Below are 18,390 nucleotides of genomic sequence, written 5' to 3'. Positions count from 1 at the left end.
AAAACTGAGTTTAGGTATATTTTTTGAAGGAATTGTAAACCCTCCACAAAATCTTTTAGAAAAATACGAAAGAGACAATGGTACAAAAGGACAGGAAAAAAAGGACATATCAATGGATTACAGGGCAATTATAATATACAAGAGATAAGTACAGAGAAGGAAATAAGCTTAAGTATTTATTAAGTTGGTCTCAATGTTAACCTGCAGTATAGAATTTTAGTCAGGAGAAAAACGCTAAGTTAAAAAATAATAACCTTGATTTAAGAAAATAATGTTAGTTCAAAAAAAATAATAACTCTAATAATAAAAAGTGGAGCCTCAAATCGGTTGCTGCAAAAAGAAAAAGCGGTGGATCATATGAATAGAGCACGTATAATTGCAGAGACGGCAGCCCAGATTTCCAGAGAACTTGATGCTGCCGCAATTATGGTTTCCGGAGAGTTGAGTTTTGAAGGGATCGAAACTGGGGGAATTCCGGTCTATTACATCTCCATGCGTCCTAAAAGCATAATAGACCACCTTGTCTCCACTGGAAAGGATGGAAAAAATCCTATAAAGGAACTCGGTGACCAGATAAACCGCGAGGCTGCAGGTAATTCTGATCACCTTCAGCAAGCCGCCGCCATAGAATACGTGCTTGGAAAACTGGAAGACGGGATTATTGTAGGCGTGATCGAAACCCGCAGCTCCAGTTCGATTATTGTACATAACCTCGATGAAAATCCCCTTATAAAAGCTATGAAGGAATGCCAGGAAAGGATAAAGCCGGAAGTGATGAGCGCAATCATGAAAATCTCTTTTGATATTGTCCTTACGGGCAGGGAAGGCAAAAAGATAGGAGCTGCCTTCATAATAGGCGATTCCGAAGAGGTTCTGAAACGCTCTCACCAGTTAATACTGAATCCTTACGCAGGCCATGATGAAACTTACCGGAATATCCTTGACAAGAGAAACTGGGAATCCATAAAGGAATTTTCCCAACTTGACGGGGTTTTTGTTGTAGATGAAAACGGAATAATCCAGGCCGCAGGACGCTACCTTGACGTTGATGCAAAAAATGTGGATATTGATAAAGGACTGGGAGGTAGACACGTCTCGGCAGCCGCAATCAGCAGAGATACGGTTGCGATTGCAGTTACGGTATCCGAGTCGGGCGGGATTATAAGGGTATATAAAGACGCGAAAGAAATAATTTGCATGGAATGCCTGAAGCCTGCGGTAAGATACATCTAATCCTGAAAATCAGAACTTTTTTTACACAGGATTAAACATTTTTAGTTACATCCCTGAGTGTTGAGTTGCGAACTTTTCAAGAGCAAAGGCTTTCAGCAGAACGTGTAAGAAGAAGGGCAGAACATAGGCTCAAATAAAGAAAGTGTATTTCTAAATATTCGGGGAAATAAAGAAATTATATATCTAAATATACGGGAAAATAAAGAGAGTATAAATATACGGGAAAATAAAAGGAGTATATGTTTAAATATCGGGGAAATAAAGAACGTGGAGCATTTTCATGAGAAGACAACTTTTTTACATTCCTTTTAGCCTTACATTCCTTCTGCTTCTGATCTTTATTCTGATTTTCGGGCTTAGTTCTCTTTTTTTTGGAATAATTGTTTCCACCTTTACGAAGATCGGCTTCTCTATAGAGGATGCGCTCCTTATCATGTTACTGTCCCTCTTCGGAAGCGGTATCAATATCCCTCTGGCAACCCTCAGATCCGATGCTCCGGTAGTTAGAGATACATATGTCCGTGTTTTTGGCGTATCTTACAGAGTTCCATTTCGGCGTGTGATAAGAGATGAAACGACAATTGCTGTGAATGTAGGAGGAGCGGTTATTCCGATTCTAATTTCAGCTTACCTTCTTATGAAATTCCCTTCATCTCTCCTTCTTGCAGGAACCGGCATCTTAATAGTTACAATCATAACTCATTCTGTAGCAAAGCCGATCCGCGGCATAGGTATTGCAACCCCGGCGCTGGTCCCACCCCTTGCAGCTGCCCTTGCTGCGATTTTGCTGACCTCGATAATTCATATTCCAGGTTGTCCAATTGACCAGTGCCGCGTTGTCATTGCTTATACAGGAGGAGTACTCGGAACCCTTATTGGAGCCGATCTTCTTAACCTGGGAAAAATTAAGAATCTTGGAGCTCCGGTTGCCAGCATAGGAGGGGCAGGAACCTTTGACGGAATCTTTCTAAGCGGGTTCATCGCTCTTCTCCTGATATAACAAAGAACCAGTCAACAGGTATCAATTAATAGGGAGAAGTTAACAGGAATCAGTTAACAGGAATCAATTGAAAGGAATCAATTGAAAGGAATCAATTAACAGGAATCAGAAGTAGTAAGGCTAAATATGTAAAAGAAAACGAACTGAAAAAAAGGAAGAGTAAAAAAGAGAAAAAGGAAGAGAACTTAAAAAGACTACTCTTTTTTAATCCTCAATTTTTGAGATAAATCTCTTAATCCCTTCTTTTCATGAAGTACTGACAAAGAGTTATTCCGAAAACACCTGCAAGCACCTCAAAACCAGGAGCTTTTGCGGAAGTTTCCACTCCGTATTTTTCCTCAGGACTGCTGCTGTTAACATCTTTTAAATCGTCAGCCTTACTCTCGAGAAGAGAAGCAGAGGATGTAGAGGGTGCAGACTCATTCGAGAGAGATTCATTCGAGGTATTTTCAGAATTATTGACACCTGAAGAAGCGTTATCCTCTACAGTAACATCGGTTGCTGGATAGATAACATACCCTTCCAGAGAAGTGCTTCCCTTTCCTTCATCCGAGGTCTGGAAATACCAGGAATCGGTAAAGTATTTCTTTTTATCTTTATCAAGGGTCAAAGTGATAGAATTTGAATTTGTGAGGACTATTTCATTTTCAGAAGCTTCTTTTACCTCAAAGCCCTGATATTCGTCCCCGTTTTCAATGAGCATAACTTTATCCTTATCGATGAGCCAGGTATACTTAAAGACTGCAAAGGAATCAGTAGCACTCGTGAATATCTTATCTACATAGGTTATAAAGTAGAGCTGGTCTTTCTTATCTCCGAAATCCGCAGTTGCAGTAAAGGTTTTATCAGCAACATTTCCACTTGTGTTTACAATTCCTGACTCAATTTCTTCCCCGTTTTTATCTAGTTCAAACCATACCTTTTCGCCATCGACATCAACCTGGTTAACTACCAGAGAATAATTACTCCCGAGATCCCAGGAATCTCCAGCCTTTAATGTTTTTTTATCGTCAGATTTCTGGTCCATTGCAAGGTTTGCAAGCTGGGTGGAGTCGCCTCCTACGGCAATATACGGTTTTCCAAACCAGGGAAGCTTATAATATGACATCCCACCAAGCTCCTCAGGAGTTGTATTGGCATCAAGATCGAGCTCGGAAACAACTCCGTATTTTGAAGAGAAAGGATGGGTAGTATAAACAAGTTCTCCTTCACCTATTACATGGTTTCCAGGATGATCTTTTCCAAGTTCATCCTGACCGTCTTTTTCTATATACTGAAGGTGTTCTCCCCACCAGTTTTCAGAAGCTACAAAATTCTTATGTTTATTTACAGGATAATTAAAGCCGCTGAAAGTGGCCGCATTCCAGATAAAACCATCAGATGAGGTTTCATTAGTGTCAAAAGGCAAACCTCTCAAGGTATAATTTCCAGAGCTGTTAAGCTCTTTTGCCGGATAGATAACATACCCTTCCGGAGAAGTGCTTCCCTTTCCTTCATCTGAGGTCTGGAAATACCAGGAATCAGTAAAGTAGTTCTTTTTATCTTTATCAAGGTTCAAAGTGATAGAATTTGAATTCGTAAGGACGATTTCGTTTTCAGAAGCTTCTTTTACCTCAAAACCCTGATATTCGTCCCCATTCTCAATGAGCATCACTTTATCTTTATCGATGAGCCAGGTATACTTAAAGACTGCAAAAGAATCAGTAGCACTTGTGAATACGGAATCTACATAGGTTGTAAAGTAGAGCTGGTCTTTCTTATCTCCGAAATCCGCAGTTGCAGTAAAGGTTTTATCAGCAACATTTCCACTTGTGTTTACAATTCCTGACTCAATTTCTTCCCCGTTTTTATCTAGTTCAAACCATACTTTTTCGCCGTCGACATCAACCTGGTTAACTACCAGAGAATAATTACTCCCTAGGTCCCAGGAATCTCCGGCCTTTAATGTTTTCTTATCGCCAGATTTCTGGTCCATTACAAGGTTTGTAAGCCGGGTGGAGTCGCCTCCGACGGTAATATACGGTTTTCCAAACCAGGCGAGTTTGTAGTAGAACATCCCACTAAGCTCTTTAGGAGTTGTTTTGGCGTCAAGATCAAGCTCGGAAACAACCTTGTATTTTGAAGAGAAAGGACGGGTAGTATAAACAAGTTCTCCTTCACCTATTACATGGTTTCCGGGATAGCTTTTTCCAAGTTCATCTTTGCCGTCTTTTTCTACATACTGAAGGCGTTCACCAGACCAGTTTTCAGAAGCTACGAAGTTTTTGTGCTGGTTTACAGGATAATTAAAGCCGCCAAAAGTGGTCGCATTCCAGCAGAATCCATCTGATAAGGTTTCGTTTGTGTCGAGGGGAATACCAGAGATAACTGGAGTTTGAGCTGCAAAACCTGCGGGAACGATCAACAAAGAAATCATAAGCGAAGCAAGCAGGGAAATCAAAGTCCTCTGAACGTGGGGTCTCATAAGAAATTATCACTCTTCTTTATTTGTTATCATATGTTTTAACATAATATCTACGATAATATCAGTATTGGTAATATTTATTTTTTAAAAAGTAACAACAAATAAATCTAAGTAGTTGATAAATTTTACTAATTAATTCATTTCGAAACTCTAAATTGATTTTTCTTAATCTCAAACGCAGCCCTCGGCAATGAGGCTTGTAAACTATCAATTGAGTTTCTTGTCACAGAAATTAGTTCTAAAATATTTGAGAAGAAACGCGTTTTTGGGATGAACTCGTAGATTGGTGTTGTACGAATAGCCCTCAAATTTTTCCACAAATTTCGTCAGAAGTTAAAAAATGCCACTCTCAAACAAAGATCCGTGTGAAATTTGTTTTGAAAGCTTCTTCTCTGCCGTTTTATAAATCAACTAATTCTCCTCTATACCAGTTTTATTTAATAATCTTTAAAGGAATACGGAATCCTATTTCCTAGTAATGTTATAAATAGCTTTGTATTAAGATTTGTCAGATCTACAGGGGCTGTAAATTTTATAGGTTCAACAGTAGTTGAAGAAACTCAGGGCTCTTATAAACATGAAAGAAACGATGAGAGCACTGGGTCAAAAGATAATAATTAAAATGAGTCTTGAAAATTTAGTTATTGGCCACATATTAACTCTAAATCGCTATTTATTGAAGAGAGGCTATCAAATACCATGCTCAATAATTAAATTGCCATACTCCTGGATGGCTCGTTTGATTAACTCAACCTGTCACCTTAAAACGAAGCAGAGCTGCAACCCTTTTACACAAAGTCTTGACCGAAACTCAACCTGTCACCTTGAAACGAAGCAGAGTCGCAACCCTTTTACACAAAGTCTTGACCGAAAATCAGCCTGTCACTTTGAAACGAAGCAGAGCTACAACCCTTTTACACAAAGTCTTGACCGAAAATCAGCCTGTCACCTTGAAACGAAGCAGAGCTGCGATTCCTCCCAGTTTATGAAGCTTTTCTCCGGGCTCAAAGTCTGTACTGAAAACAATAACCTTTCCCTGGGACTGTTCAACTTCCATTAGGAGCTTATCGATATCCTCTCCTTTTTCCCGCCCTTCTCGGAGGGTTTCATCGGCAACAAGCAGAGTTTCGACAGCTCCGTAATTAAGGGCGTTCTTAACATCGGCAAGGCCGTAGGCAGCTTTGCCGTCCATTGAGATCTCACGGATAAGGTCTTCCATCAGGGCGGATTCACGAGCTATACGGGATTCCTGCATAATACGGTCAACTGCACCTCTGCGCAGAACTTCCTGAAAGCCGGACATTCCTATCATGGAAGTATCTTCAATCAGGGCTTTTGAGGCCATAGCAGGTTCGGTTTCCTGAAAATATTTTATGAAATCCTCTTTAGTAAACCCGGGTCCGGCAATAACTATGGATGCTTCCTCTGGAACAGCATGCCTTAGCTGTTCTACAACTTCTCTGAAAAACTCGTTCCTCAAGCCAGTTTCTCGTTTACCAGAGGACTGCCGGATATGAGAATAGACCTCTATTCCGTAGTGATGCACAAAGCCAATATCGGCATCACCTTCTTCTATTGCGACTATAACGACTTTAGGGCGCTTCGAAGCTTCTTCAGCATCCTGGATACGCTGGAGCTGGTCATTCTTCCAGTGTTCCTTGATGATAGAAAGATTGGTTCCGATCTCGACATTGAGAGTATGATAAGAACCCACATCCATTCCACGCTCTATCATCCCATGAACCCTGAGACGGTTAGCAAACTTGTGAAACTCGATATCGTCAATCCTGATCCCAAGCCTGACCTTTACCTTCTCAACCTTTTCAGGGCGGATTTTGTCACTTGCCGAATCGGCTTTCCGTTTGGTAACCGCAAAGACCAGGTCCCCCTTTTCGATTATATATTTTAGGTGCCAGAGGTCATCGAGGGTTTCGGCTGTTACTGCAATCTCCCCTTCCCTTCCCTTAAGGGAACGGTTTGTAACTCTCATGCCTTTTTCACTCCATGCATTTCAATTTCCTCTTCCATTCCTTCCCCGGTTTTCGTTTCTGTGTCTTCGTTGGCGAGTTGTTCCCTGGATTCGTCTTCAGTTCCCTTTCCAAAGTTTTTTCCGAATTCCTTTTCAAGTTCTTCTTCGTTATCTTCGGGTCCGTCCTCAACTTCCGAATCCTCATGTTCCTCGCCTTCCCCCTCGATCCTTTCTCCCTTCCTTTTCGGCTTCTGGCTCTTTAAGTCCGATTCTCCGGGCGGGACCATCATAGCGATCTGGTCAGGAGAGGCAATCTGCTTCACAAAACGGGGATCATTGAGTTCATCGGCATAAATCCTGTAGATCTTTTTAGAGATATCATTCTGGTTAAAAGCCCCAGGGACAATTTCGAGGATATAATCCCCATGTTTTCTGACAGCAGAAACAGGTCCACCTATAACCCTCGTCTCGCCTTTGAGTTCAAGCCCGACTGCAACGCCGAGAGGAATGTCCTTAAAGTAATTGCGCTCCCCACGGATGATAAAAGCTCCTTTTTTCACATATTCTCCTGATTCTGGAGTTTTACTGACCTGTTCGGCTTTAACCCAGTAGCAATCTCCACTGAAATGCCCTGCTTTCCAGAGGCTGGAATAAGAAACAGCAAACTGTGCCGCTTCCTGTAAGGTAGATTCAGGAACCTCTTCCCCGCCGGTCTTGATAACTGTGAGAGGAGCACCCGGAGTCTGGGTATGGAAGACAAGGTCTCTCTTTTCCAGGTATTTCTTAAAAATATCTTCGTTGGTATCTGCATCCCTGCCTCCCACAACAAAGAAGCCGTCCGAGGACACAAACCACCTGAACCTGTCATACCAGTGCTTTTTCCTGGACGCCTGGAGCTTCCGTCCTGCCTTTGCAGCCTTTGCCACAGCCTTTTTCTCGATAGCCATCCTGGTATCTTCGATAGCTTTGAGAGCTCCATCTCTTTTCTTACTAAATTTCTTGACCTTTTCATAATACTCCTGAGCATTCTGCGGCACTGTCTTGCGGATGTCAACACTAATACTCTTCCCGTCAAGGTTCACAGCTATAGTCCCGGTTCTTGGGTCAATATTTGTGATTTTCTGCGCAGAAGGCACGGTCTTTTTAGCATGCTTCAGAATGGAGCGGATCTCGTCCCAGGAGTACCCCTTTGACCTTGCGCTGTTGAGCACGGAAAGAAGCTCTTCAATAACCTGGTAGTTTGCGTAGACAGTCTCGGCAAGAGTATTATTTTTCTCGATTTCTTTTTCGAACTTTGTAAGGCTCCCTTCCTGCTGAAGAAGCCGCCGTTCATAAACGCCAAGGGTTTTTTCCTTTTTCTGAGCTGCCTTTACTTCTTCGACCTGCTCAAGCGCCTTTTTTCCAAAAAATTCATCAAGTGCCGTGTTAAAAGAATCAAAATACTCTTTTTCAAATCCTGAATAGCGAATAAGGTCAAAAGGAAGCACATCGAAAGTTTCCAGCTTTCCATTGATTTCCTTTTTCACATGCTGAGGCCTGAGCTTGGGAGCCTCACTTTCAACTCCGGCTTCAGGTTTAAGTTCGGTTTCTGGTTTGAACTCGATCTCTGATTTAAGTTCGGTTTCTGGTTTAGACTCGATTTCTGATTTAAGTTCAGTTTCTGGCTTAGGCTCTATCTCTGATTTAAGTTCAGTCTCGGCTTCAGCTTCTTCGAGTTCTTTATCTCCGGTTCCTACCCTCAAAAGCGGAGAAAAGAGATCGTGCATTGCATTGCAGAGCCTGGATGCATCTTCTTCAGTTGCTTCCTTTGAAGGCTTCGCTTTGTCAATTCCTGCCCTGGCACAGACTTCTTCTGCCAGAACTCCTCCCAGATTGAACCTTGTGGCAACCGTCCTGACGATATCAGCCGAAGACGTGGAAAACTCCTTCATAAGGTCAGAAACCTTAACCTTGAGAGGACTTATCTGTGCCTCAGGCAGTTCGTAAATTTCTCCACTCCTCAGACGCCTATCCTTCATGGTTACAGGATTCATAGGCAGAATAATCCTGTTTTCCGAATCGACAATAAGTATGTTCCCCGGGGCGAAAAGTTCCACAATAAGAGTATTATGGACTCCAGCTCTTTCAATTCCGATTTTCACTATCCTGTCAAACTCATGCTGCTCAACAGATGTAATCCTGCCTCCCATCAGGTATTTTCTAAGCAGCATCGGAAAAGCCTGGGGAAGCGTTGGGCTTGCCCTGAGGTATTTGCTTAGATGAATGCGCTTCCCAGCCTCAATAACCAGGTTGTCCCTGCCCTGGTGAAAAACGTAAAGGTTGATGCGAATTTCCTCATTCGTGGGCTGATAGATCTTCCCGATTTTCGCATCAATAATGGATTTGGGACCTCCTGACAGCTCGGCAACAACTGCAGCAACGTCGGCGCTTGACATATCCTGTTTCATGAAGTGGATATAATAGAGGCTTTTGGTATAAGCATTACTGAAGAATTTAGTGAAATTAGATGTAAAGTGAAGCGGCTCAGCACTCAGGCTCGGCGGCTTCGCACGCTTCGAGCTCGAACTTAGCTTTATAAATAAAATTTGGATCGTCAGGGCGTTAGTTGTAAAGGGATAATGGAGAAGGTGGTTACAGTTTCTTCAAGAGACGAAAGCCTATGTCGCTCTTACAGCTCTCAGGTAAGTTCCTGCGGCGATCTGCCGAACGGCAGCGTCTGGCAGGGTAGCTCCAACTGCCACCCCGGACTACATGTGAGGAGCTATAGTCATCTTCCCATGCACTACCATCAGAAGGAGTAACGAGGTAGTTGTGATGCCATTTATCTTGAACCCATTCCCAAACATTCCCAACAATATCATAAAGACCCCACTTATTAGATTTTTTCTGACCAACTGGATGAGTCTCAGAACCTGAGTTATCATCATACCACGCATATTCATCAAGCTTTGACTCATTGTCACCAAAAAAATACCTTGTTTGTGTACTGGCTCTGCAGCAATACTCCCATTCAGCTTCCGATGGTAAACGATATTTACTAGCACCTTCATTTTTATTCAATTTTTTAATAAATTCTTGAACATCTTCCCAAAAGATGCTTTCCACAGGCCGACTTTCACCTTTAAAGGTTGAAGGATTATCACCCATAACTTTTTTCCACTGTTTTTGAGTAACTGGATATTTACCCATATAAAAGGAATATCCAATTGTTACTTTGTGAGCTGGATCTTCATCATCAAACCTACCCTTTTCGAGAGAATGCGACCCCATCATGAACTCACCTGCTGGGATCAGTACGAATTCCATACCTGTAGAAGGGCTGGTGAAGGTTTTGGGAATATTAGGTTCTTCAGAGTTCACAGGAGGCTCTTTATTTTCACTTATTGAAACGGCAGTATTCGATTTACCAACGTTGTTCATATTTTGAGAGCTATCAGAACCTGTACTTATTCCCTTAAGATGCTGTACTGCATCGCTATAATTATCAGGTTGAAGCTCACTTTTCAATAGTGAATTAAGCAGATCGTACATAGTTTCTTCAACCGACTCAAGAGAAGGAGGCACATCATAGGCTTTTCTCAAGACTGTAAGAGATTCATTTAGTATGAGGGGGTGAAGTGTTCTAATATATTCACTTAGAAGTTTACTTTTCTTTAAATTGTATTCATTTTCCCTTATCTTTTGAGGATTCCTGCCGATAAATATCGACCCTTCTATGTTCCCTTCCTTCTTTGGAGATTGGTACCCCTCAGATTTTGTCTTTTCAAAAGCGTAGTCGTACAACTCCTCAATGGATATGTAACCATTGCCTTTATCAGCGTAACCTTTCTCCAGTCCTTCTATCAAATAATTAGTAAAAACTCCGTGCCCGAACTTTTTTTCTTCTCTTGCAGCAGGAGAACCTGTCAACCCGGTTGAAGTAAGAATAATTGTTCCTGAACCGGAATGTTTTTTCAAGGCTTCAATCACATCAGAAGTATCCCTTGTTCCGGCAGCACCGCTGTAACAGCAGTCAAGGATTATGATTACAGATTTTCGAGAAGGATAGCGCCTGCATTTGTTAATAAAATCAAAAGTTAATGAGGTTGCCATTAAGGTGTCCTCTTCTGTATCATTGAATAGAAGACATAAATCATTTTCAAAGTCTTTTTTCCCATGACCAGAAAAATAGATAAAAACAAGATTGCTATCTACCCTTTTAAGAATCTTTTCGACTTCAACAAGAGCTTCCTTACTTGTTCGATCGACCAGATCAATAACTTCGTCAAACCCACAAATATCTTTATTCAGCAGAACCTCCTTCATTGCGAGAGCATCAGCTACTGCAAACCTCAATTTTTTATCGGAATCTGGATAATTATTTCCAATAACAAGCCCGACTCTTTTTCCAGTCATGACGCTAACACACACTTTATTTATTAGAGTTCATGAAATAACTCAGACCTTCAAAGACTGATAGCTGCGGGTTTTCTTCAAAAAACTTAGATAATTTATTAAGAGGCAACTTTGAAATCTTAACCGTACTTCCGTCAGGGTATTTTAGTTCAATTTCAGCAGTTGGCCTATATTCTAGCCAGTTTTTCATTGCTTCAAGAATTATCTCTGCAAAGACCTTTCCAGTTATGCCGAAAACTGCAAGTGTGCTGAAAATGGTTGTTAGATCAGCTTTATCTCCTTCAGAACAATCGGATTTTAAAGGTTCTATCCAGCCATCAGGTATATTCATGCAAATTGAACTATATAGCTGACAGCACTGCTCCTGCCAATATTCCGAAAAAATTTCAATGCCTTCAGAGGTGAGTACGATAGAGAAATTAGATTTATCGAGAACTTGCTGTATTCTACCACCAACTGTTCCACAATCTAAGACTTAGTTTTTCTTTAGAGAATATATGATTTAAGATTTTTGTTCAATAATAAATAACAAGCTTGCAAAAAAGGGAAAGTTCTTCGAAAATTTTACAGACAATTCAATGTTTAAGCTTACTTGAGTAAAAGAAGGAAGGTCTAGTTCCTTTAAGAAGAAAGTTACGGCTCTTCGTTGTTTTGTGTGGATATTCTCATACTGTACTCATTAAAAACAATACGGTCTTGAAGTGAAAATCATCTTATCCATAGGAAATGACGAAGAGCCAAAGTTATAGTTCCCTTAAAGAAGAAAATCACAATTCCCTTAAGAAGAAAGTTATAATTCCCTTAAAAGAGGAAAGTTATAATTCCTTCAACAGACGGAACCCGAGATTGGCAAGCCGACTTTCAGTTTTGCGCTTGAAACGGCCCGCTGAACGGCATAACCCGGTCTCGCAGAGCCAGCTGCACCCACGAGAAATCTTACCAGAGTTACTTCCATCTTCCCACGCACTCCCATCCGAAGGAGCACCGTTGTAATTTTCATGCCACTCGTCCTGTACCCATTCCCATACATTTCCGTTAATATCGTAAAGTCCCCAGGGATTTGGTTTTTTGCAGCCAATTACGTGAGTCTTATCTCCTGAATTTCCAGCATGCCAGACGTATTCATCAAGTTTTGCCTCATCCTCACCAAAGAAACACCTTGTTTGTGTGCCGGCGCGGCAGGCGTATTCCCATTCGGCTTCTGAGGGTAAGCGGTATTTGTCAGTTCCTTCCATTTCATTCAGCTTTATGACAAACTCCTGAGCTTCGTTCCAGGAAATCATCTCAACAGGGTGGTCTTCACCCTTGCAGTATGAAGGGTTGTTGCCCATTATCTTTTTCCACTGTTTTTGCGTGACAGCGGATTTACCCAAATAAAAAGAGTTATTAATTTTTACTTTATGAACTGGAGACTCGGAATCTGATCTGTCCTTCTCTTCTAAAGGTGATCCCATCTCGAATTCGCCGGCCGGGATCAGTGCAAATTGCATACCTGTAAAAGGACTGACAAAGGTTTCAGTATCATCAGGATTATCAGCCAGTTCAAGGATAGACGACTCTTCAGTTTCTTCAGTTTTCAGGTAGTATCGAATTGTATTAATGTAAGTCTTGATATTCAATTTATTTCCCAAAAGCCCCACTCCCTATGGATATTTATTGACCTGTCAGTTTTTTACTTATGAATTACGATTTTACTTATTAATTGCTATTTTCGATTATTGGTTGTCTATATCCATTTTTAATTCTTGTTACTTTTTGTTTTTAAATTCTGATTTGTCAATTTTCATTTTTCAGTACAATTTCCCAGCTATAATTCAATTCATATTTGTCAACTTCGAATTTTAATTTTTACTTATTAATTTTTGTTTTCAGCTTGTTTTCAGCTTGTTTTCAGCTTGTTTTCAGCTTACCTATTTCAGTTTTGTTTTTAGCTTTTATTGTTAGATTCTGGAACTCTATTATAATGTTGTTGCACATTGTTGTTCAAGTTGAGAGTGAACCTTACTGCCAAAAACACCTGGACAATGAGTCTTTATGTATCCCATCGCAATAAAGAAAAGTATCTAAATTTAAATTGACTGTTAAACGTTTTTAAAAAAACTCATATAACCAAAAGTAAAATATGAGATTGATCTATCATAGAAAAAAACCAGCCAGACTCTCTTAGATAAATGCTATCAAAGTTAAAAAGTCCCAAACCAAAAACTTAATTAAAACTCCTGATCGAAATCATTGAACAAGACCTATTCAGATTCTTAAACCATACCCTTGATTAGAGTTACTAAACCGTAATTCTGGTCAGAATCCCTAATCTATGCTCCTAATCAGAATCCATAAACCATAATCTTGTCAGAATCTATAAACCATAATTCTGGTCAAAATCCATAAACCATAATCTTGTCAGAGTCTCTAATCTACACCTCTCATAAGAATCCATAAATTAAGATCCAAAACTCCAGAAGCCCTGAAATCATGGATAATCGAACTGCCCGCTTTTTGAAAACTCGCTTTCAGAAATATTACAAAAATGCCGAAATAGGTCTTCCTGACCACCTGCCTAACAGGGAGTGGGCTTTTATCTTCTTTGACGATATGCCTGATAAGATGATGCACAGGCACAAGGCGTTCGGCTCACCCGGAGAAGCTCTTGACTATCTTTACGGCATGGCTCCTGCGCATGTTTACAATTCAACTGCGTATTACGAATATCCCGATGCGCGGAAAATGAATGAGAAGAACTGGCTAGGGGCAGAATTGATTTTTGACCTTGATGCAGACCACCTTCCAGATGCCCCGAGAAACTACGCGGATATGCTGGAGCTTGTAAAGAAGGAAAGTTTCAAGCTCATGGACTTCCTTTTAGATGATTTCGGGTTTTCGGAACAGGAGATTGAGCTGGTATTCTCCGGAGGAAGAGGGTATCATTTCCATGTCAGAAGCCCAAAAGTCCTGAAGCTTGGAAGTGCTGAAAGAAGGGAAATCGTGAATTATCTCAGCGGGAGAGACCTTGACTTTAAATATTTTTTCAGGGAAGTTGCTATGGATGGAGAATTCGGGACCGGCTCAAAGACATTTAAAGGAATGAAAAACGTGCCTTTTAAATGCACACTTGTGGGATATGATTCAGGCTGGGGAAGAAGGATTGCGCTTTATCTTACGGATTATATGAAAGCTGAATGCGGGAAAAGGTACAAAAAAGATATGTTTCCCGAACTTCGCAGGTATGAGAAAGTCGGGGATACTGCAGTAAAAAAGCTAATCAGTCTTACAAATAGCGAAAATGGCTTAAAGGATATCCTGGAGAAAGGACGGCTTGACTTTGACGTCAGAAACTTTAAAGATATTGCTGCCTATTTTATGAGAGAGTCTGTCGAAGATTTCCTGCACAGATTCGGGGCCAGTGTCGACGAACCAGTGACTGCAGACATCAAACGTTTGATCCGGGTGCCGGGTTCATTACACGGCGGATCAGGGATGCTGGTAAAGAAACTTGCCTTATCCGAGTTAGAGAAGTTTGACCCACTTACCGATGCTGTTGTCTTTGGCGAAAGACCGGTAAAGGTAACGGTTTTAAAACCTTTTTCAGTTCAGTTAAAGGGCAAGGACTTAAAAGTAGAAGAGGGCATACAGGAGATTCCTGAGTATGCAGCAGTGTATTTAATTTGTAGAGGTGTTGCTGAGTATGGACATAGAAGAAATCAGCCAGGTCCTGTATAAGGAAAAAAACCAGACATTAAAGACAATTCCAGCTGATTTTTACCTGGAGGCTGAGAAATATGTCCGGAAACTTGAAGAGGATATTAAAAAAGTTGACAATTCCCGTTCTCCTGAGTTCAAAATGCTTCACGACGAGCATGAAAGAGCACTTTCGGACCTTGAGACTATCTTCATGAAACGGATAGGAAAGGTTATAACCAGGGCAACAATTCAGTCTAATGCGAATAAACCTATTTCAAAAGACATAGAAAAATTACTTCCTGTAGAAAAGAAGCTTTATGATCTTGTACTGCAAGAAATTAAAGCCGCAAAAACCGAACTCTTAGGTCCTATTCTTTACCCTGGTTCCGAGAATACTGCAGTCTGGCCTGAAATTGTGGAAAGACAAATTCCTGCCGGTTTTAAGGGGAAAACAGATGCAAAAATGGGAATTCCTGGCATTGCAGCCAGAGGGGAAACAGGATTAGTCCCAGACAAAAACAATATAAATGAGGAATACGTTGTTGTCCGAATACTGAAGGATCTGCCTACCTTCACAGGCGCAGACGGCCGGAATTATACTGTCAGTGCAGAAGAAGTCGTTGTTTTGCCGCAGCTCAATGCTACAGGGCTGATAAAGCGGAATGCAGCTAAACTGATTGTCGGACAGGAAGACTCGGGAAAAGACTCATTTCCTGGAGAAAATTAATTTCCTGAGATTTACAGCTTGTTTTGGCTTGAGAAAGAAGATGGAAGGCAGTTTAAAGTGTTGGAGATTCTAAACTAAGCCATGAAGGCCGGAAAGCCTATCAGGTAATAGTATGAGTATTTATATGTGTAGCTATATTTGTGTACCTTAACCTTGTTAGTACCAGGCTTTAAGAAAAAGTTTGAGCAAAAACTAGCTTAACCTTCTTAGCACAGCGTTTTAAGAAAAAGCTTGAGCAAAAACTAGTAGTAACTTAACCTGGTAAACTCTGTGACCTCGCCTTGATAGAAGATTTCTAATCGTAATATCAAGACCGAAATAGGTCTGAAAAATATCAAGTTCATCCAATCAAAGGCTTCCCAAATAAGATCTTCCCAGGATCTAAACGCTATACGTAACGCCATACGTATTATTCCATATGAGTAATAGTGCCTTTCCGCAAAAGACGGAGAAGGCAAGCTGAATACCAATAATCATTAAAAAGGTGTAAAGAATGAGGATTCCAAAGAAGTTCAGGACTTATTGCCCTTACTGTAAAACCCATCAGGAAATCGTGGTTGAAAGGGTCAAGAAGGGTCAGGCTTCATCCATGACTCACATTGCAAGACAGAAGGATAGACAGCAAGGCATAGGAAACAGTGGAAAATTCTCCAAGGTGCCCGGTGGCGATAAACCCACAAAGCGCATCTGGCTCAGATACCGCTGTACAGTATGTAAAAAAGCCCACCAGAGACCCTGTTTCAGGGCAAAGAAGTTTGAGTTCAAGGAGTAAGATAAAATGGTAGATTATATCCAGAGGCCAAAAAGCAGGTTCCTGCGCGTAAAGTGCAACGACTGCGAAAACGAACAGATTATATTCGGGAGTGCCAGCCGTAAAATCACCTGCGTTGTCTGTGGAAGGACCCTTGCTGAACCAACCGGTGGAAAATCGACAATTACTACTCACATTCTGGAAGTGCTTGAATAACCGGACAGGTAAAAGCGCTTTATAGCATTAGAGTAACAGGTAATAAAAATATAAAATTTGAGAAGTGGTACGAATGGGAAACGATAACTGGCCCGAAGTCGGAGAATTTGTTGTCTGTACTGTAAAGAATGTGACGGATTTCGGAGCCTATGTCGAGCTTGAAGAGTTCGGAGGGAGAGAAGGTTTTATCCACATCTCCGAAATAAAAGCAGGCTGGGTCAAGTACGTCAGGGACTACGTAAGGGAAGGGCAGAAGATAGTCTGCAAGGTTCTTAACGTGGACCCTTCCCGCGGCCACATCGACCTTTCATTGAAAGATGTAAACGAGCACCAGAGGCGCGCTAAAATCCAGGAATGGAAAAATGAACAAAAAGCCGCCAAATGGCTCCAGTTCGTGGCTGAAGAGACAAAAACCGATGAAAGTACTCTGCAAGAGTTGCACGAAAAACTCGTAGAAGAGTTCGGAAGTGCATATTTAGCCTTTGAAGAAGCTGCCATTGAAGGGGAGAGAGCCTTCAAAGGAATTAAAGTCAATAAGAAATATTTAAAGAGTATAATCAAAATCGCAGGGGAAAACATCAAACTGCCTTTTGTAGACATTGCAGGCTATGTTGATCTGACCTGTAATCTTCCAAACGGCATAGAAGTCATAAAGCAGGCTCTCAGTGCTGCAAATTCTATCAATGATGCTGATGAAAAAGACATAAGGCTCGAAATAAGTTACACAGGGGCTCCAAGATACCGAATTAAGGTAATTGCTCCTGATTACAAGAAAGCTGAATCAGTCCTTAAAAAATCTGCCCAGACAGCAGTCGATAGTATTACCAAACTTGGCGGACATGGGACCTTCAAGCGGCATATCGAATCAGCAAAGGCGTGATACCCTTTGGGACAAAAGATCCGCAAATGCAAAAATTGCGGCAGGTACACTTTAAGGGAAATTTGTCCGGGTTGTGGAGGAAAAACTTTCTCCCCAATTCCGGCTCGCTTTTCTCCTCAGGACCCTTATGGCAGGTACCGCAGAATGTCAAAGAAAGGATAAGGAATTGTTATGCAACAAAGTACACTTGTCCGCCTGAAAGAAAATCTTGAATTCAAAACTCCAATCCTTGTAGTGGGACTTCCAGGAGTAGGACTCGTAGGCAAGCTAGTGGCAGAGCATCTGGTAGACGAACTTGGGGCTGAAAAAATAGTAGAAGTTTATTCTCCGCATTTTCCACCTCAGGTCCTGGTCAATAAAGACTGTACGGTTCGTCCGGTAAGCAACACTATATACTACGCAAAAGCAAAGGAGAATGACATCCTTTTCCTTGTGGGAGATCATCAAAGTACAACTTCACAGGGACATTATGAACTCTGTTCGCTTTATCTTGACATTGCAGAAGAGTTTGGAGTGAAGACGATTTACACGCTCGGAGGGTATCCCACAGGCAAATTGACCTATGAGGAAACCGTTCTTGGGGTCGCCAATAACACGAAAATGATCGAAGAGATCAAAGAGTATGGGGTAGAGTTCAGGGAATCCGAACCTAGCGGAGGCATAGTTGGAGCGTCGGGCCTGCTTGTGGCTTTCAGCAAGATGCGAGGTATTGATGCTGCCTGCCTTATGGGTATGACCCCAGGATATTTAATGGACCCTAAAAGCGCCCAGTCTCTTCTAAAAGTACTCTGTAAAATGTTTGGAATTGAAGTGAATATGGAGTCTCTTGAGAAAAAGGCCGAGGAAATGGAAAGCATCCTTGAGAAACTAAAGGAAAAAGAAGAGCAGCAGACAATCCAGGAAGTCAAACCTACCGAAGAAGACCTGCGCTATATAGGATGATATGGCCTTAGAGATAACCAGAGAATTAAATGTGAGTTTTAATCTAAAGATATCTAATTAAAGTGAGCACTAAAAGTGAGCATTAAAAGTAAGCACTAAATGTGAGCACTAAAAGTGAACATAAAAGTGAGCATT

At 41.2% G+C, this 18,390-nt stretch carries 15 protein-coding genes; 9 read left to right on the top strand and 6 right to left on the bottom strand.

From position 1 onward, the window contains the following. Positions 1 to 357: 357 nt before the first annotated feature. Both MSKOL_RS14660 and MSKOL_RS14655 read left to right on the top strand, forming a co-directional pair. Entirely contained in the window at positions 358 to 1,233 is an 876-nt protein-coding gene (locus tag MSKOL_RS14660) for a diadenylate cyclase (RefSeq protein ID WP_048158398.1), read from the top strand. 280 nt (positions 1,234 to 1,513) lie between these two features. After that, a complete protein-coding gene (locus tag MSKOL_RS14655) occupies positions 1,514 to 2,233 on the top strand; it encodes a DUF1614 domain-containing protein (protein WP_048157340.1) in 720 nt (239 codons plus the stop codon). 232 nt (positions 2,234 to 2,465) lie between these two features. Here MSKOL_RS14655 and MSKOL_RS14650 read toward each other — a convergent pair whose 3' ends face one another. The 6 genes from MSKOL_RS14650 to MSKOL_RS14625 all read right to left on the bottom strand — a co-directional run bounded on the left by MSKOL_RS14650 (position 2,466) and on the right by MSKOL_RS14625 (position 12,701). Next, positions 2,466 to 4,697 carry an S-layer protein domain-containing protein gene (locus tag MSKOL_RS14650; protein ID WP_048157338.1) on the bottom strand — a complete coding sequence of 744 codons (2,232 nt, stop codon included), beginning with the start codon at positions 4,695 to 4,697 and terminating at the stop codon, positions 2,466 to 2,468. A 937-nt stretch (positions 4,698 to 5,634) separates the two neighbouring features. Continuing rightward, positions 5,635 to 6,687, bottom strand: coding sequence for an mRNA surveillance protein pelota (locus MSKOL_RS14645; RefSeq protein ID WP_048157336.1), 1,053 nt, complete (start codon positions 6,685 to 6,687; stop codon positions 5,635 to 5,637). Next, positions 6,684 to 9,113, bottom strand: a complete 2,430-nt coding sequence (gene rqcH, locus MSKOL_RS14640) for a ribosome rescue protein RqcH (protein WP_048122100.1) — start codon at positions 9,111 to 9,113, stop codon at positions 6,684 to 6,686. Before rqcH ends, MSKOL_RS14645 begins: the two co-directional genes overlap by 4 nt. Before the next feature lie 184 nt (positions 9,114 to 9,297). After that, complete coding sequence (locus tag MSKOL_RS19505; RefSeq protein WP_082091152.1) at positions 9,298 to 11,061, bottom strand: SUMF1/EgtB/PvdO family nonheme iron enzyme; 1,764 nt, start codon at positions 11,059 to 11,061, stop codon at positions 9,298 to 9,300. 16 nt (positions 11,062 to 11,077) lie between these two features. After that, positions 11,078 to 11,392, bottom strand: a complete 315-nt coding sequence (locus MSKOL_RS14630; protein ID WP_048122098.1) for a hypothetical protein — start codon at positions 11,390 to 11,392, stop codon at positions 11,078 to 11,080. 484 nt (positions 11,393 to 11,876) lie between these two features. Then, positions 11,877 to 12,701 carry a formylglycine-generating enzyme family protein gene (locus MSKOL_RS14625; protein ID WP_231592262.1) on the bottom strand — a complete coding sequence of 275 codons (825 nt, stop codon included), beginning with the start codon at positions 12,699 to 12,701 and terminating at the stop codon, positions 11,877 to 11,879. Between the two features lie 832 nt (positions 12,702 to 13,533). On the opposite strand from MSKOL_RS14625, the gene priS reads away from it, so the two are divergent. From priS to MSKOL_RS14595, 7 genes are all read left to right on the top strand, one after another. After that, on the top strand, positions 13,534 to 14,778 hold the full coding sequence (priS, locus tag MSKOL_RS14620; protein ID WP_048122094.1) for a DNA primase catalytic subunit PriS: 1,245 nt from the start codon (positions 13,534 to 13,536) through the stop codon (positions 14,776 to 14,778). Continuing rightward, positions 14,744 to 15,466, top strand: coding sequence for a hypothetical protein (locus MSKOL_RS14615; RefSeq protein WP_048157332.1), 723 nt, complete (start codon positions 14,744 to 14,746; stop codon positions 15,464 to 15,466). The genes priS and MSKOL_RS14615 overlap by 35 nt, the downstream gene beginning before the upstream one ends. Before the next feature lie 493 nt (positions 15,467 to 15,959). Then, positions 15,960 to 16,238 (top strand): 50S ribosomal protein L44e, encoded by a 279-nt coding sequence (locus MSKOL_RS14610; protein ID WP_048122089.1) that lies wholly within the window; start codon positions 15,960 to 15,962, stop codon positions 16,236 to 16,238. Between the two features lie 6 nt (positions 16,239 to 16,244). Next, positions 16,245 to 16,433 carry a 30S ribosomal protein S27e gene (locus MSKOL_RS14605; protein ID WP_011306561.1) on the top strand — a complete coding sequence of 63 codons (189 nt, stop codon included), beginning with the start codon at positions 16,245 to 16,247 and terminating at the stop codon, positions 16,431 to 16,433. Positions 16,434 to 16,506: 73 nt separating this feature from the next. Further along, positions 16,507 to 17,313, top strand: coding sequence for a translation initiation factor IF-2 subunit alpha (locus MSKOL_RS14600; protein WP_048122087.1), 807 nt, complete (start codon positions 16,507 to 16,509; stop codon positions 17,311 to 17,313). 6 nt (positions 17,314 to 17,319) lie between these two features. Beyond that, on the top strand, positions 17,320 to 17,475 hold the full coding sequence (locus MSKOL_RS19500) for an RNA-protein complex protein Nop10 (RefSeq protein WP_082091151.1): 156 nt from the start codon (positions 17,320 to 17,322) through the stop codon (positions 17,473 to 17,475). A gap of 9 nt (positions 17,476 to 17,484) precedes the next feature. Further along, the gene (locus tag MSKOL_RS14595; RefSeq protein ID WP_048157330.1) at positions 17,485 to 18,255 is read left to right on the top strand and encodes a proteasome assembly chaperone family protein; all 771 of its coding nucleotides are present in this window, start codon (positions 17,485 to 17,487) and stop codon (positions 18,253 to 18,255) included. The last annotated feature ends 135 nt before the right edge of the window (positions 18,256 to 18,390 follow it).

It is taken from the genome of Methanosarcina sp. Kolksee (assembly GCF_000969945.1).
Taxonomy (GTDB): Archaea; Halobacteriota; Methanosarcinia; order Methanosarcinales; family Methanosarcinaceae; genus Methanosarcina; species Methanosarcina vacuolata.
Note: the sequence above shows the minus strand (reverse complement) of the source record. Positions and strands in the feature narration are given on the sequence as shown.

What these genes read in the sequence shown, in the direction of transcription:
- MSKOL_RS14660 (WP_048158398.1), top strand. Translation starts at nt 358, where the DNA reads ATGAATAGAGCACGTATAATTGCAGAGACGGCAGCCCAGATTTCCAGA.
- MSKOL_RS14655 (WP_048157340.1), top strand. Translation starts at nt 1,514, where the DNA reads ATGAGAAGACAACTTTTTTACATTCCTTTTAGCCTTACATTCCTTCTG.
- MSKOL_RS14650 (WP_048157338.1), bottom strand. Translation starts at nt 4,697, where the DNA reads ATGAGACCCCACGTTCAGAGGACTTTGATTTCCCTGCTTGCTTCGCTT.
- MSKOL_RS14645 (WP_048157336.1), bottom strand. Translation starts at nt 6,687, where the DNA reads ATGAGAGTTACAAACCGTTCCCTTAAGGGAAGGGAAGGGGAGATTGCA.
- rqcH (WP_048122100.1), bottom strand. Translation starts at nt 9,113, where the DNA reads ATGAAACAGGATATGTCAAGCGCCGACGTTGCTGCAGTTGTTGCCGAG.
- MSKOL_RS19505 (WP_082091152.1), bottom strand. Translation starts at nt 11,061, where the DNA reads ATGACTGGAAAAAGAGTCGGGCTTGTTATTGGAAATAATTATCCAGAT.
- MSKOL_RS14630 (WP_048122098.1), bottom strand. Translation starts at nt 11,392, where the DNA reads ATGAATATACCTGATGGCTGGATAGAACCTTTAAAATCCGATTGTTCT.
- priS (WP_048122094.1), top strand. Translation starts at nt 13,534, where the DNA reads ATGGATAATCGAACTGCCCGCTTTTTGAAAACTCGCTTTCAGAAATAT.
- MSKOL_RS14615 (WP_048157332.1), top strand. Translation starts at nt 14,744, where the DNA reads ATGGACATAGAAGAAATCAGCCAGGTCCTGTATAAGGAAAAAAACCAG.
- MSKOL_RS14610 (WP_048122089.1), top strand. Translation starts at nt 15,960, where the DNA reads ATGAGGATTCCAAAGAAGTTCAGGACTTATTGCCCTTACTGTAAAACC.
- MSKOL_RS14605 (WP_011306561.1), top strand. Translation starts at nt 16,245, where the DNA reads ATGGTAGATTATATCCAGAGGCCAAAAAGCAGGTTCCTGCGCGTAAAG.
- MSKOL_RS14600 (WP_048122087.1), top strand. Translation starts at nt 16,507, where the DNA reads ATGGGAAACGATAACTGGCCCGAAGTCGGAGAATTTGTTGTCTGTACT.
- MSKOL_RS14595 (WP_048157330.1), top strand. Translation starts at nt 17,485, where the DNA reads ATGCAACAAAGTACACTTGTCCGCCTGAAAGAAAATCTTGAATTCAAA.